This is a genomic window from Methylophaga sp. (assembly GCF_009711715.1).
Classification (GTDB): Bacteria; Pseudomonadota; Gammaproteobacteria; order Nitrosococcales; family Methylophagaceae; genus Methylophaga.
The window spans coordinates 1-14,775 of the sequence record NZ_VENF01000019.1 but is presented as its reverse complement, the minus strand read 5'-3'; the positions used below and the strand labels follow the sequence as shown (position 1 = coordinate 14,775).

Here is a 14,775-nt window from a genome sequence, read left to right as displayed (position 1 = left end):
TGGCCTCCTTTCAAGACAAAAACCCCGAGCGACAGCTCAGGGTTTGTTTGCCTGGGTAGAATCCTGACAGCGTTTACAGCGGCACGCCGATACGATGTGCGACTTCCTCGTACGCCTCGATGACACCGCCGAGACCTTGTCTGAAACGATCCTTGTCCAGCTTCTTACGGGTTTCGGCATCCCACAGGCGACAGCCATCCGGACTGAACTCATCGCCGAGATAAACTCCGCCTTTGAACAGACCGAACTCCAGTTTGTAATCCACCAGAATCATGCCTGCATCAGCAAACAACTTCTTCAAAAGTTTATTAACTTTGAACGTCAGGTCTTTCATTTTATTGACATCTTCAGCTTTGGCCCAGCCGAAAGTTTCAATATGATATTCATTGATCATCGGATCATGCAGCGCATCATTTTTTAAAAAGAATTCGAATACCGGTGGATTGAGTTCCATACCGTCTTCCACGCCCAGGCGGCGAACCAGACTACCGGAAGCGACATTACGCACCACACACTCGACCGGAATCATCTTCATGTTCTTGACCAGCGATTCGGTCGCATTGAGCAGTTTTTCGAAATGGGTCGGAATACCGTTATCGCTAAGATACTGCATGATGAAGGCGTTAAACTTATTGTTAACCTCGCCCTTGCGGCTCAATTGTTCGACCTTTTCGCCGTCAAAGGCGGAAGTATCATCTCTGAAGCTCAGGACGACATAGTCATTATCATCAGTGGCAAAGACACTTTTAGCCTTACCTGAATACAGTTCTTGTTTCTTTTCCATTGCTATTCTCTTTATCGGGTGACCAGTTCGCGCCAGCCAAAACCGGCATCCTGTTCAGCGACACCTATCCAGTTTTCTTCGCATTGCAAGGCTTTGGCCAGTAATGGGACGACTATCGATGGACAATTATTCTTTTCCGAGATATGCATCGCCATGATGTGCTGCAATTTCGAGGTATCAATTTTCTCAAGTAATGTCGCAGATTGCACGTTATTTAAGTGCCCGAGTCTGCCACCGACGCGACGCTTCAGATGCTCGGGATATTCGCCCTGCTCCAACATCGTCATATCGTGATTGGTTTCCAGCAACAGGCCGTCACAGGCATTTAAAGTGTCTTCTATCAACGGGGTGATCGAACCGACATCGGTCAGCAGCCCCAAACGGTGCTGTCCGTTAGTGAAAACGAACTGGCTGGGTTCACGCGCATCATGCGGAACCGGAAACGGTTCGACTTCTATATCGTTGATAGTGAAACGTTCATGGCAGTTAAACTCACGGATGTAGGCACTGATATCCGCGGGCAGGCAACCGGCCGTGCCGGGCGTCGCATACACCGGCAGACGATGCTTGCGGGCCATCACCCTGACACCGGCCATATGATCGGCATGTTCATGGGTGATCAGAATCGCCGTCAGCGACCGGGCATCAATATCAAGCTGTTGCAGTCTTTTCTCGGCCTCACGAGCAGAAAAACCACAATCAATCATGAGTGTGGTTTTTCCGTGCGTGACTATGGTTGCATTGCCTCGACTACCGCTACCGAGGGAAGCAAAGCGCATTACGGGGCAAGCTGCTCCTGAATCAGATTCAGCAGACGCTTGGCCGTATCACTGGAGGTGCGTTTTTCTTCGGCATCCAGAACCACGACGCGGGTGTCGGAAGCTTCTGAAATCAGCTTGATGTAGTAATACTCTTCCGGTTTTTCTTCCACTTCATCACGCCAGAAAGCCAGACCACTGAAGAAGCCCTCTTCTTCCTGTTCAATTTCCTTGAACGGGTCGATATAGCGTACGAAGTAATGACCCAGACTGCGATCGCGGTCTTCAACAGTAAAACCTTTACTGTCCAGGACCCGGCCGACACGACGCCAGGCTGTCTGGAAATCCTGTTCGATAAACAGACTTTGCTGGCCACCCTCTTCATCAATCAGCAGAACGCGCGCGGTTTCTTCCGGCGGTGGTGCCGGTTGAGCCACCCGCATTTCCTGCACATCTTCCTGATAGAGGGTACCGAGATAATCAGCTAATTGACGCAGGGTCGCTTCATTCTTCTGAGCATTGCTGCGGGTTTCATCCACGGCGCTCAGGTACACTTCTGACTGTTTGGAGCTATCACCACGCTCCATACGAATTCGATAGGCGTAACCATCAGCATCTGCGGTGGTATCCATCAGGCCAATACGGCTATCGATACGTTCAATCGCCAGACCCTGTGTTTTCCAGAAGTCCTGAATCCGCTCCCAGGTCACTTCCCGCTCACCGGGAACAATCAGGTGACGATCCGCACCTTCACCAGCCAGAGATGGTTTCTTGTCTGGCTGAATATTGTATTTGGCCGCAAGCGGATTGTTGGAGGCTTCCTCAAATTCGGAATAGGTGGCGGTGGAATCTTTCTCACCGGCGATATCATCGTTAATACGATTGGTGCTCAATTCGGGCGGCACATCCAGTGGCGGCATGGTTTCGGCACGGCGATATTCCTGCGTGTTGTCAGGCACCACTTCGTCCAGGTTAGAAAATGCGCCACAAGCACTCAATACGGACGTCATCATGACGACCAGCGATGTTTGTTTGAATTGTTTCGCGTTCATTTAATACAGTTCACCCATTAATTCTAATTCAGGACACCCGCCGTAATGAGGGCCTCGCGCACTGACTGATGGTATTTTTCCGACAATACCGTCATGGGCAGACGAATCCCTTTCGGAATCATTCCCATTTCAGCCAACGCCCATTTAACAGGAATCGGGTTAGCCTCGACAAATAAAAATTGATGGAGGGCAACCAATTTCTGGTTAATTTCTCGAGCTTTGACCTCGTCACCGTTCATGGCAGCCATGCACATTTCATGCATCAGTCTCGGTGCCACATTGGCTGTCACGGAGATCACACCGCGTCCACCGGCGAGAATAAAGTCAACGGTATTGGCGTCTTCGCCAGTGTAGAGCTCAAAATCTTCGGTCGACAATTGGCGGATTTGCTGAACCCGCGACACGTCACCGGACGCTTCCTTGATACCAATAATATTACGAATTTCAGATAAGCGCCCAACTGTTTCCGGCAGTAAGTCAGAAGCCGTACGCCCCGGCACGTTATAGAGAATTTGCGGGATATCGACCGCTTCAGCAATCGCTTTGAAGTGGAGATACATGCCTTCCTGGGTGGGCTTGTTGTAATAAGGTGCAACCAGCAAGGCTGCATCCGCACCCAGATCTTTGGCGTATTGTGTGAGTTCAATCGCTTCCGAAGTCGAATTGGCACCGGTACCGGCCAGCACCGGAATGCGGCCATTGACCTGTTCAACCACTTTGCGGATCACACCACAGTGCTCCTCGACGCTCAAAGTAGCAGACTCACCGGTCGTGCCCACAGCGACGATGGCATCAGTTCCCTCGCTGATATGAAACTCAATCAGCTTTCGCAGGCTGTCATCATCCAGTGCACCATCTTCATGCATCGGTGTGACAAGCGCTACCATACTGCCGCTATACATAATTTATGAGACTCCGGAAAAATAACAGGCATGGTACTTTGCCTGCCTGTTGATGACAAGATCAGCAGTGATTGTGTAAGGTACGTTTCTCCCTAAATCGTTTCAAAACAGGATGATCAGATGAGTCAAGTTGCAGTGGGACAGCAGGTCCCTGACTTTGAAGTGCCGAGCACCGGCGATAAAACCTTCCGTCTTTCGGACTTTAAAGGCAAAAACGTACTGATTTATTTCTACCCGAAAGACAGCACCCCTGGCTGCACCACTGAAGGCCAGAACTTCCGCGACAATATCGAATTTTTCAATGAACACGATACCGTCATTGTCGGGGTTTCCCGTGACAGTCTGAGAAAGCATGAAAACTTTAAAGAAAAGCAGTGTTTTCCTTTCGACCTGTTATCAGATGAAGACGAAGCCGTTTGCAAACTGTTTGATGTGATCAAACTGAAAAAAATGTACGGCAAGGAACATCTGGGTATTGAGCGTAGCACCTTCCTTATCGACAAAGAAGGCGTTTTGCGCCATGAGTGGCGCAAGGTCAAAGTGAAAGAACATGTCGATGAAGTCAAGGAAGTTATATCGGAACTTTAAATACCCATTTTAAACTGATGGTTTAAAAGATAAAAACAAGCACTAGTTTGGTTCATTATTTTCTCTGTCTTTAAACCAGTCGCACTATTCTGATGCACCCGTATGATAGCGGTGCATCAGAATATTCAGCGAAAACATCTGTTTAATCAGCTGGCGCAGGATTTGCTCTTTCTCTATTGGTTACAACAATAGAGAAAGATAATGAGCAATCTGAAAAGCCTCTCCATGCATCTCAGCCGGGCAGAACGAAAATGGCTGCCCTGGTTTGGCAGTACCGGCAAACTCGCCATGTCACGCTCCTGCTTCCTTAACCGCCACAACTACAGTGCTGTGGAAAAAACCTTCGAAGGCATTGCCGCTACCCGCGTCAAACTCTTGCAGCAATGGGTTGCCAGCCAGTGGGATCAAATGGAATTGCTCGCCGAACAGCTGATTAACAGCTACCCGGAAATTAACCTTCACACACTTAATGATCGCCTCACTGCAGCACCGGATTTTTCCGAGCTGTTTGTTATCGACCTTAACGGGGGTGTCACCCATTCGACGCACAGTGCCCATATCGGTCAAAACGATCTGAATAAAAAAGCGGTAGCAAAAGGGATCAATGAAGCCTTCCTGCATGGACCATACGTTGATGAGCTGACCTTAAAGGTGGGCCTTCCAGTTCCAAATTCCATGATGAAGTCACTTTAATGTTCTATGAGCCGCTGAGTCGTGACGGTGAAAAACTGGGGGCTGTCTGTGGCCGGGTGCCTAATGATGTCCTGGGTGATTTGATTCAGCGTGAAGCCGGCCACATTTATCCTGAGTCGGGTGACAACTATATATTCATGGTTGAGTCACGATTTGAACCCAATCTGCAACAGGGTATTGCCCTCTCCCGCTCACGCTTTGAAGACAATACTTTCTCTCATGGTGAAAACCTCAAAAGCGGTATTCATACCAATTGGGGCACGGTCCGGGTCAATCGCCATACCGAGTTTGAAATCCGCTTTACCGATCCGGCGACGGGTCAACTTCACCCCGGCGTGCGTGAAACCATCCGTAACGGTAGCAACCTGTTTGTGACCTATCCCGGCTATTCCGACTACCGTCATATCCCGGTTATCGGTAAAGGCGTCACCTTCCAGCTTAAAGGGTCATCGGATCGCTGGGGCATGATGTGTGAAGGCGACCTGGAAGAGGTCTATCGTCGTCGCTCCATCAATGTCAGCCTGTTGAAAGGCTTTGTTTGTTCGATGCTGGCGCTGCTGGGGGTGAATTCCGGCCTGCATATGCTGACCGCTCTCCCGGATCTTGCCATTGGCGCTATTTCCGGTTCCATGTTGATTGTGATCGCGATGCTCTACAAAAAGCTCACCACCAATCCGCTGGCCAACCGGCTGGATGCAATGACTGAAGTTATCCGCACCATTGCTGAAGGTGAAGGTAATCTGGCTCAGCGTCTCGATAACAATCGGATGGCCAGTGACGAGACCGGGGATATGGGACGCTGGATTAACAGCTTTATCGATAACCTAGACGGCATTGTCGGCCAGGTTATTAAAACCAGCACAAATGTCAGCCACACCAATGAGGCCATGCTGGAAACCAACCGTGAAGCTTTCAGCGTTTCCAATGAAGTAGCCGATGCCATCGATAAGATGCTGCAGCTACTGGAAACCCAGATTAACGATATCGGCAGCGCCTCCAACACCGCTGAATCAATGAAACAGGCAATGGATGAAGTGGTGCATGACGCACGGATACAATTCGAATCAGTCCGCAGTGGCACCCAGGAAATCCGTGATGTGGTCGAGACCTCGGCCAGAGCAGTTCAGAACCTGCACAGCCGTACCGCTGAAATCGGCAACATCATTGGTGTCATCTCCGAAATCACCAACCAGACCAACCTGCTGGCGCTGAATGCTGCGATTGAAGCCGCTCGGGCCGGTGAACACGGCCGAGGCTTCTCAGTCGTTGCCGATGAAGTCCGCGGGCTCGCCTCGCGCACAGCGAACTCGGCTGAAGAAATCCAGAAAATGATTGAAACCATGCAGTCCGAAACGCTGGAAGCCGTCAAATTCATGGAGTCCGGCGTCGACAACGTCGACCGCAGCCTCAAGAAAACTGAAGAGGCCTCCTCTGAAAACACCGCTTTACACCAACTGGTAGAACAGATGTTCGCTACCATCAAGCAACTGGAGAAGAACAGTCAGATCCATGGCGAAACCGCGCGGGATGTCGGCCACTCAGCCGGCCTGATGACGCAGGCTATCGATGCCCTGCAACAACGCTCAGTGATGGTTCGAAACACTGCCCATAAACTGACTCAACTGGTGGGTGTGTTCCAGGTCAGTCCTCGCTAGTCCTCGTATTGCTATCGTTTCCCCTGCCGTGGATAGGGATATCTGCGGCTTTTTTATTGTCACTTTCTGTAAGGGCATATCCCGAATCTGTAAGGAGGCACGATGAAAGATATGAAAATGAATCTGGAAAAACGCCCGCACACTGTCGCAGGGATCTTCGAATCCGAAGACAAAGCCAAACACGCTGAAGACTCGCTGATCGACGAAGGTCACTTCCACTCTGAGGAAGTGCAATTATTAAAACCCGGTGATACCCATATACAGGATCGCCTGGAACCGGAAACCAAGGCCATTGGTAAAGAATTGATACTCTGGCATTACATTCTGGGTGCTGCCGGTCTGGTGGGTGGTCTTATCATTGCGGCCATCGTCACCACTATTGGCCCCACCTTTACCCAATCCAGCCCAATGCTGACCTATCTGGTGCTGGCGATGTTCGGTGTTTTCTTCGGCATGATTGCCGCAGGGGCTTTTACCGTGCGTCCGGACCACGATCCGCTGATCAACGAAACAATGGAAGCGACTAGGGATAATAAATGGGCGGTTATCGTCCAGGCCCGGGATCGTGATGCACAACAGCGGGCACGACAACTGCTTAGCCCGGCAGCAATTTCTGTTATTGATACACTCTGAGTATCATGCAGCTTCAAATTTAAACAGTCGCCGGTGGTTGTTTTCTGCCATCGGCGACAGTATGATTGCCAGCCCCTGACTTCGGGCAGGCAAAAAATGCTTTTTTTGCCTCACTGAAAAAATTATTTTTCAGGCACCAAAACAGCTCAAATCCTGTGAGCTGGCAGCCCTGCTACGCTACGTCGGGATCGCCTTAAAGTTATCCACAAAATGTGCACAAATTATGTGCAACTTTTCCCCTTGCCAAGGCTTCAAAAACACACTATCTTGTGGTTCAATCATTTCAAAACCACAATCTATAGTGGTTTTCATGATTTTTGATTTTTCACCACTATGCAGGGAATTCATTATGGCGAGCGAACCAGCACAATCCATTAACAACGCCACGGCCGAAAGCGGCTACAGCGTTATCCGTCGTAACGGTAAAGTCACCGATTTTGACAGCAGCAAAATCGCTGTAGCGATGACCAAGGCCTTCCTGGCCGTTGAAGGCGAATCGGCCAAAGACAGTCGCCGCATTCATGACACGGTTAAAGATCTGACCAGACAAATCACCGAGAACCTGCTGCGTCGTCTTGACGAAGGTGGCACGGTCCACATCGAAGACATCCAGGATCAGGTCGAACTGCAACTGATGCGTGCCGGAGAGTACAAGGTTGCCCGTTCTTACGTGCTCTATCGTGAGAAACAAGCTGAAAAACGCGCCGAAGAAGAGAAAAAACATCCATCACCAGCGAACGAAACGACCCTGCATGTCACCGCCGCTGACGGCACTCGCCAACCGCTCGATATTGACCGCCTGCACGATCTGATCACCGAAGCCTGTCAGGGCCTTGCCGAAGTCGATCGTGAACGTATTCTGCGTGACACCCAACGTAACCTGTTCGACGGCGTGAAACACTCCGACGTTGAAAAAGCCCTGGTAATGGGTGCCCGTACCTTCATCGAAAAAGATCCCGCCTACAGCACGCTGGCCGCTCGCCTGCTGATGGACGGTATCCGCCGTGAAGCCCTGAGCTTTGTCTACAAAACTCACCGACAAGCCAAGCAAAGTGAAATGGCCGACATTTACCCGGACTATTTCAAAACCTACATTCATGCTGCCATCGAACACGAACTGGTCGACTCTGAACTGGGTCTGTTCGATCTGGAACGTCTGGGTAAAGCGCTGAAGCCGGAACTCGACTTCGAATTTACCTACCTAGGCCTGCAAACATTGTATGACCGTTACTTCATTCACCATGACGGTACCCGCTTCGAACTGCCACAGGCGTTCTACATGCGTGTTGCCATGGGTCTGGCGATTAACGAAATCAACCGTGAAGAACGTGCGATTGAGTTCTACAACCTGCTGTCGAGCTTCGATTTCATGAGCTCCACCCCGACCCTGTTCAACTCAGGCACCCTGCGTCCGCAGCTGTCTTCCTGCTACCTGACCACCGTACCGGATGATCTGAGCGGCATTTACAGCGCGATTCGCGACAATGCGCTGCTCTCCAAGTTTGCCGGTGGTCTGGGTAACGACTGGACCCGTGTCCGTGGTCTGGGCGCCCATATCAAAGGCACCAACGGTAAATCACAAGGTGTCGTGCCATTCCTGAAAGTCGCCAACGACACGGCGGTGGCTGTTAATCAGGGTGGTAAACGTAAAGGCGCCGTCTGTGCCTACCTCGAAACCTGGCACATTGACGTTGAAGAGTTCCTGGATCTGCGTAAAAACACCGGTGACGATCGTCGTCGTACCCACGACATGAACACCGCCAACTGGATCCCTGACCTGTTCATGAAGCGTGTAGCTGAAGAAGGTCAATGGACCCTGTTCTCACCGGAAGAAGTCGATGATCTGCACGATCTGACTGGTCTGGCATTTGAAAAGGCCTACACCGAATACGAAGAAAAAGCCGCCCGCGGCGAAATCCGTAACTTCAAGCAAATGCCTGCCGTCGACCTGTGGCGCAAAATGCTGGGCATGCTGTTTGAAACCGGTCATCCCTGGGTTACCTTCAAAGATCCATGCAACATCCGCAGCCCGCAGCAACATGTCGGCGTCGTTCACAGCTCCAACCTGTGTACCGAAATCACCCTGAACACCTCAGACAAGGAAATCGCGGTCTGTAACCTGGGCTCGGTCAACATGGTCAAGCACATCGACGAAAACGGTCAGCTAGACAAAGAGAAGCTGCAAAAAACCATCCGTACCGCGATGCGTATGCTCGACAACGTTATCGAATACAACTACTACAGCGTGCCGCAGGCGCGTCATTCCAACCTGCTGCACCGTCCGGTCGGTCTGGGCATCATGGGCTTCCAGGATGCGCTGTACAAACTGCGTATGCCTTATGCCTCTGAAGAAGCGGTCAAGTTCGCTGATGAATCCATGGAAGCGGTCAGCTACTACGCGATTGAAGCCTCTTCTGATCTGGCAGCCGAACGCGGCAAGTACCAGTCATATGAAGGCAGCCTGTGGAGCAAAGGCATTCTGCCTATCGACTCAATCAAGCTGCTGAAAGAGTCACGCGGCGAATACCTGCAACAGGACGAAAGCAAAACCATGGACTGGGATATGCTGCGTGACAAGATCAAACGTCAGGGCATGCGTAACTCCAACACCATGGCGATTGCACCGACGGCCACCATCTCCAATATCTGTGGTGTCAGCCAGTCAATCGAACCGACCTATCAGAACATCTTCGTCAAATCGAACCTGTCCGGTGAATTCACCGTCATCAACCCCTACATGGTTGAAGACCTGAAAGCACGCGGCCTGTGGGATGATGTGATGATCAACGACCTGAAATACTTCGACGGCAGCCTGCAGGACATCGACCGTATTCCGGACGAACTGAAAGCGCTTTACACCACCGCATTCGAAATGGATGCACGCTGGCTGATTGAAGCCGCTTCCCGTCGTCAGAAATGGATTGATCAGGCACAAAGCCTCAACCTGTACATGGCAGAACCATCAGGTAAGAAGATGGATAACCTGTACAAACTGGCCTGGGTACGTGGTCTCAAAACCACTTACTACCTGCGCTCGATGGGTGCGACCGGTGCCGAGAAAACCAGCTCTGCACCGACACCACCGCCATCAGCCGAAAAGCCAAGCGGTCCTAAACCGGTTGCCTCTGGCCCGGCAGCGGCCCCGGTTGCCAGTGCTGCAACAAGCACTTCGACCCTGGCTACGGCCACAGCCCAAGCCGACAGTGAAGACTTCTTGGGCGAAGGTATGGAAGCACCGAAAGCGTGCTCAATTTTGGAACCAGATTGCGAGGCATGTCAGTAATGTTGAATTGGGATGATCCATTCTCAGCACCGATAGCCGGTACCGCTGAGGCGAAAAAAGAAGAAGAGAAAGCACAACAGGCCGAAGCTGCAGCCCCTGCAGCCAATGATCTCACCGAAGCACCCGCTTCGGCTGAGGTCAAAGCGATGCCCATGAACAATGCCAAGCCGGTCAATGTCGATGACAAGCGCGTCATTAACGGCGAAACCGACATTAACCAGCTGGCACCGTTCAAGTATCCATGGGCCTGGAACTACTTTCTCAATGCCAACAAAAACCACTGGACGCCGCTGGATATCAACATGGCGCAGGACGTTCACGACTATCGTCACAAGCTGACGATGGAAGAACGCCACGTCTATGAAAACGTGCTCTCCTACCTGACCACCTCCGATATTCTCGCCATGCGTAATATCGGTCTGGCAGTGATGGAAAAAATGGCGGCGCCCGAACTGCAAATCTATCAGGCACGTCAGGTTTATGAAGAAGCTCTGCACACCTGGACCTACCAGCACTGTATCGAAACCATCGGTCTGGACCAGTCGGAAATCTACAACCGTTACCGCGTAGTGCCGGAGATTTACCAGAAGATCAAACTGGCCAATGACCGTCTGAATACCGTGCTGCGCAGCGATATCGACCTGCGTGACCCGGACGAACTGGAAAACTTCGTAATGTCCTATGCCTTTTTCGGCGGCATCTTCGAAGGCGCCTGGTTCTATAACGGTTTCTCACCGATCTTTGCCCTGCAACGCCGCGGCCTGATGAAAGGCACCGCCGAACAGCTGCAATACATCATGCGTGACGAAGTCATGCACGCCTCGTTCGGTATCCGTGTGGTCAAGCAGATCATTAAAGAAGAAAACGTCAAACTGGATCCGAAGAAAATCCAGACCATGTTTGAAGAGGCCGACGCGGCCGAAGAAACCTACGCCGGTTACATTCTGCGAGACCCGATCCTGGGTTACTCAAAAGAAATGCACCACGGCCAGTTCCGCTACACCGCCAACCGTCGTGCCAAACAGCTTGGCTTTGAAGAACCGTTCCCCGGTGCCGAAGCCACCCTGCCCTGGCTCGATGAACAGGCCAATATGCGGAAGGAGAAAAACTTCTTTGAGACTAAAGTCACTGAATATCAGACTGGTGCTGGTCTCAAATGGGACTGATGATTTGATTGATGTAGAAACGGGCATAAGTTGCAGACTTGCGACCATAAGCTGCAACTTTCCACCCAAAAAATATAGACGTTCAAGGGAGAAGAACAATGGTCTGGAACTTCCACCAGTATTACGCTAACCGCTCAGATGGACTGATAGGAAAATTACGCCTCGACGAGGCTCATACCACAAGTCTCAAGAGGCTACGTTCACTGGTAAGGTCTAGGATAAAAGATGTATTTGATGAGGCAAAAACTATTGCTCGCATGTGCGAGCGTAATAATTTCACCTTCGAAAGCGTCAAGATTGAAGTATCAAAAAGCTTACTTAGATACCTAACACCTGAGACTCAGACAGAGATTACTCGATTGTTGAGTACCATGGACGAGAAGGCTAGGAAGTCTTTTATCTCCCTAAACCCTCGATTCAGAACACAAGGTAGTTTTCAGTATGACACTTTAAACAAGCCTTATGTTACTCCCCCACAGGAAATGGATATTGACGATGGCACCTATTTACCAATGGAGCTATTTGATGAACGACCAGTAATTGGACATCGTTTACTCATTTTACTCGTCGACTCAGCGCTGCTCTCATTGGTTGCTGAAAATAATAACTGGAAATTCACCCCCAAACGTACTTGCGCTCGGTTACAAATTCCGCAGCATAATACTCATATTGATGTACCAATGTATGCCGTTCCAGCAGACCAATTCAAACAAAAAGAAGCAGCGTTAAAGGCTCAACTGTCTTTTTCAGACTCTTATATTAATATCAATGAGCTGCTAACAGGTCGTGAATCTCAGTATCAACTTGATTCAAACTCTGTGAATCTTGCCGTACGTGAAGGCGAAGAGAAATGGATAAAAAGCGATCCGAAAATTGTTGAAGACTGGTTCAATGAGAGCTGCATACGCATTGGCAAACATTTACGCAGCTTATGTCGTTTTATGAAATCATGGCGTGATGTACAGTGGTCCGATGGGGGGCCCTCCTCAATAGCCTTGATGACCGCCACTGTGAATGTTTTAGACTCGTATCCGCATGATAAGAGTGACATGGACTCAGCTATGCGACTTTTAGTTGAGAAATTACCCGTTGAATTTACCTCGGGCATAAAAAGTCCAGATCCCACCAGTGATAGTTTTTTATTCCCACCTTCCCATCAACATGGTGTTGATGAGATTGATGTGATGGGTAAACTTGATCTTCTAAAAGTTACTATCAACAGTGCTTATAAAGCATTAACAAAGTCTGAAGCACTAGATATGATGAGTCAGATGTTCGGTGCCTGGGTTACTAATTCTGAATTGATCATTGCTAAACAAGCAACTCCCGCATTCACGAATGAGCCCACACTAACAGCAAAGCCAAAACGTATAAGCCCTACAATGTCTAGTGGTTAACAGTATCTTGAGTGAACTGCACCAAATTTTATTGGGGTTGGGTTACTGCTACATCAGTTCGAACAAACTTCCCAAAGATTCTCCCATATTAAAATATAGTCACTCCACTGGTTTCTACCAAAAAGAATTTGTTACATCAGGTGGGAAATTCTGTGTTCTATTAGATATTTCCAAAGATCCTCACCTTCTGCTGCCAACAGCCTGTCTATTGAGTATTCCAGACCACTATAAGGGGCGACTTCTACCACATATAAACTTTGGTTGGTTCCTTTGTTATGTCGAACAAATGGAGGCTGATTGGGATCCTAATGATTTATACAGCACTTACTACTGTGTAGACACCCAAATAAAGGAAACACTGCAAATTGTTGCCAACAGTAACAGTGAAAGTACAGATCAAGGACTTGAGGGAGAGTTTTCAGCTTACTGGCTTGCTGACAGGACTGTTTATCTTCTTTCTCAAACGCAACCATTACAGGCAAAAACTCTAGATTTATGTATAGTTAACCAAGAGAAAAAATCCCGCTGGGTCTTATTTGATCAGAATGATGTTGCCGAATATCAAAAATGGCTGCATCTCAATAAATTTAATGAGACAAAGAAATATACATGCTCTTCCAGTTGCTTTAGGGTTAATCCTAAAAAACTGTCAGGTTTATCTTGGCCTCCAGAAAACTTCAAGGCATTCTTAGCTTGGTTAAATGAGGTGGATTCACACACTTTATCGAATCTTTTACAGTATTTCGCAGCCCACACCAAGAAAAGACATTTTTTACTCTTTGACGTCTTAGGATATGGACTGATAGCGCTTTACGTTGCAATCAATAGCAACAAAGCAGCTCTCAAAAGTTACAGTGGCAAACATCGAAAAACCAAGAAAAACCCCAGGAAGCTCAGAGAAGCAAATCTATTGTCAGTTCTGAAAAATCCTCTAGTAGTTGAACAGTTCATCCGGTTAAGGGTTGAAAAACTAGATAAAGAGTCGTTGCTCGCACGCAATCGCCCTCGCCCCGAAGTTGGCGATTTACGTACTAAGAAAATCGCTTTAATTGGATGTGGAACAATAGGTGGATACCTAGCACCGCTTTTACTTCGCTCAGGTGCAGGTTGTGGTGATGGTTATTTACATTTATACGACCCTGGTATTTTCGAACCGGAAAATTATGGCCGTCACTCATTAACCTCTGAAGCTTTTCAAACAAACAAGGCCGAAGCCACTACTAGAATGCTGCATCAGTCCATTCACTTCACGACCACCATAGAGGCCTTTGACAGTTATTTTCCTATAACTAAAATTAACCTGAGGAAATATGACATCATTATCGATGCAACTGGAAGACCAACTGTGTCTAAGCGACTTGCCTGTGTTGTTCGTGAAATCGATAGTGGTGCGAGGCCAGTAATCATCCATGGTTTCAATGATGGGTTTGGGCGTGCATCAAAAGTATTCATTGATAATGGCCAGTCATGCTTTGGATGCTTAATATCCGAGAGAGGTTTTTATAAAAATGGTACTGATCTCAGATTTGAAAATTTAAACCGTCACAATGAACAACGAATATCCTGTGGCTCAACCTTCACACCGTATGATGCTGCGGTCAGTGTTGTCACGGCAGGCCTGATGCAAGAAGCCGCTCTGTACACACTTGAGCACCACTATGAGTGGACATATAAAGAACATTTCTTTGATGGAAGTAGAGCTAGAAAGCCAAAAATTCTGTCACAAAACGATAATTGGGGTTCTACCCCGATTCCACGGACGGTTTGAAAACGGTTGAAAACTTCATGTCGCTTCTCGCGACTCGTCTTCTCATGCGAGGATTATGGAATCGCTCAATATAGTCAAATAAATCAGCCTTGGCTG

The 14,775-nt window shown here is 49.0% G+C and carries 12 protein-coding genes and 1 pseudogene; 8 read left to right on the top strand and 5 right to left on the bottom strand.

Translation table 11 applies throughout. The annotated features are described in order from the left end of the window. Positions 1-73 precede the first annotated feature (73 nt). The 4 genes from purC to dapA are packed head-to-tail and all read right to left on the bottom strand — an operon-like array spanning position 74 to position 3,496. Positions 74-784, bottom strand: coding sequence for a phosphoribosylaminoimidazolesuccinocarboxamide synthase (purC, locus tag FH755_RS12660; protein ID WP_292441483.1), 711 nt, complete (start codon positions 782-784; stop codon positions 74-76). Between the two features lie 11 nt (positions 785-795). Continuing rightward, complete coding sequence (locus tag FH755_RS12655) at positions 796-1,563, bottom strand: MBL fold metallo-hydrolase (protein WP_292441482.1); 768 nt, start codon at positions 1,561-1,563, stop codon at positions 796-798. After that, entirely contained in the window at positions 1,563-2,594 is a 1,032-nt protein-coding gene (bamC, locus tag FH755_RS12650; RefSeq protein ID WP_292441481.1) for an outer membrane protein assembly factor BamC, read from the bottom strand. Before bamC ends, FH755_RS12655 begins: the two co-directional genes overlap by 1 nt. 23 nt (positions 2,595-2,617) lie before the next feature. Continuing rightward, positions 2,618-3,496, bottom strand: a complete 879-nt coding sequence (gene dapA / locus FH755_RS12645; RefSeq protein ID WP_292441480.1) for a 4-hydroxy-tetrahydrodipicolinate synthase — start codon at positions 3,494-3,496, stop codon at positions 2,618-2,620. Positions 3,497-3,616: 120 nt separating this feature from the next. Here dapA and bcp point away from each other — a divergent pair, with 120 nt between their 5' ends. From bcp to FH755_RS12605, 8 genes are all read left to right on the top strand, one after another. Continuing rightward, a complete protein-coding gene (gene bcp, locus FH755_RS12640) occupies positions 3,617-4,084 on the top strand; it encodes a thioredoxin-dependent thiol peroxidase (protein ID WP_292441479.1) in 468 nt (155 codons plus the stop codon). 201 nt (positions 4,085-4,285) lie between these two features. Beyond that, the gene (locus FH755_RS12635; RefSeq protein ID WP_292441478.1) at positions 4,286-4,777 is read left to right on the top strand and encodes a hypothetical protein; all 492 of its coding nucleotides are present in this window, start codon (positions 4,286-4,288) and stop codon (positions 4,775-4,777) included. Beyond that, positions 4,777-6,432 (top strand): methyl-accepting chemotaxis protein, encoded by a 1,656-nt coding sequence (locus tag FH755_RS12630; protein ID WP_292441477.1) that lies wholly within the window; start codon positions 4,777-4,779, stop codon positions 6,430-6,432. Before FH755_RS12635 ends, FH755_RS12630 begins: the two co-directional genes overlap by 1 nt. Before the next feature lie 102 nt (positions 6,433-6,534). Beyond that, complete coding sequence (locus FH755_RS12625; protein WP_292441476.1) at positions 6,535-7,065, top strand: hypothetical protein; 531 nt, start codon at positions 6,535-6,537, stop codon at positions 7,063-7,065. Between the two features lie 349 nt (positions 7,066-7,414). Continuing rightward, complete coding sequence (locus tag FH755_RS12620) at positions 7,415-10,348, top strand: ribonucleoside-diphosphate reductase subunit alpha (protein WP_292441475.1); 2,934 nt, start codon at positions 7,415-7,417, stop codon at positions 10,346-10,348. Further along, entirely contained in the window at positions 10,348-11,514 is a 1,167-nt protein-coding gene (locus tag FH755_RS12615) for a ribonucleotide-diphosphate reductase subunit beta (RefSeq protein ID WP_292441474.1), read from the top strand. Before FH755_RS12620 ends, FH755_RS12615 begins: the two co-directional genes overlap by 1 nt. Before the next feature lie 98 nt (positions 11,515-11,612). Further along, a complete protein-coding gene (locus FH755_RS12610) occupies positions 11,613-12,911 on the top strand; it encodes a CBASS cGAMP synthase (protein ID WP_292441473.1) in 1,299 nt (432 codons plus the stop codon). Between the two features lie 7 nt (positions 12,912-12,918). Next, positions 12,919-14,679 (top strand): E2/UBC family protein, encoded by a 1,761-nt coding sequence (locus tag FH755_RS12605; RefSeq protein ID WP_292441472.1) that lies wholly within the window; start codon positions 12,919-12,921, stop codon positions 14,677-14,679. On the opposite strand, the pseudogene FH755_RS12600 reads toward FH755_RS12605, so the two are convergent. Further along, a pseudogene (locus FH755_RS12600) lies at positions 14,654-14,775 on the bottom strand (IS3 family transposase); the annotation flags it as partial. The gene FH755_RS12605 and the pseudogene FH755_RS12600 overlap by 26 nt on opposite strands.

Bases quoted from the DNA above. Each gene is read 5' to 3' on its own strand.
- FH755_RS12630 (WP_292441477.1), top strand. From the start codon at position 4,777: ATGTTCTATGAGCCGCTGAGTCGTGACGGTGAAAAACTGGGGGCTGTC.
- FH755_RS12625 (WP_292441476.1), top strand. From the start codon at position 6,535: ATGAAAGATATGAAAATGAATCTGGAAAAACGCCCGCACACTGTCGCA.
- FH755_RS12615 (WP_292441474.1), top strand. From the start codon at position 10,348: ATGTTGAATTGGGATGATCCATTCTCAGCACCGATAGCCGGTACCGCT.
- bamC (WP_292441481.1), bottom strand. From the start codon at position 2,594: ATGAACGCGAAACAATTCAAACAAACATCGCTGGTCGTCATGATGACG.
- FH755_RS12635 (WP_292441478.1), top strand. From the start codon at position 4,286: ATGAGCAATCTGAAAAGCCTCTCCATGCATCTCAGCCGGGCAGAACGA.
- purC (WP_292441483.1), bottom strand. From the start codon at position 784: ATGGAAAAGAAACAAGAACTGTATTCAGGTAAGGCTAAAAGTGTCTTT.
- bcp (WP_292441479.1), top strand. From the start codon at position 3,617: ATGAGTCAAGTTGCAGTGGGACAGCAGGTCCCTGACTTTGAAGTGCCG.
- dapA (WP_292441480.1), bottom strand. From the start codon at position 3,496: ATGTATAGCGGCAGTATGGTAGCGCTTGTCACACCGATGCATGAAGAT.
- FH755_RS12610 (WP_292441473.1), top strand. From the start codon at position 11,613: ATGGTCTGGAACTTCCACCAGTATTACGCTAACCGCTCAGATGGACTG.
- FH755_RS12655 (WP_292441482.1), bottom strand. From the start codon at position 1,563: ATGCGCTTTGCTTCCCTCGGTAGCGGTAGTCGAGGCAATGCAACCATA.
- FH755_RS12620 (WP_292441475.1), top strand. From the start codon at position 7,415: ATGGCGAGCGAACCAGCACAATCCATTAACAACGCCACGGCCGAAAGC.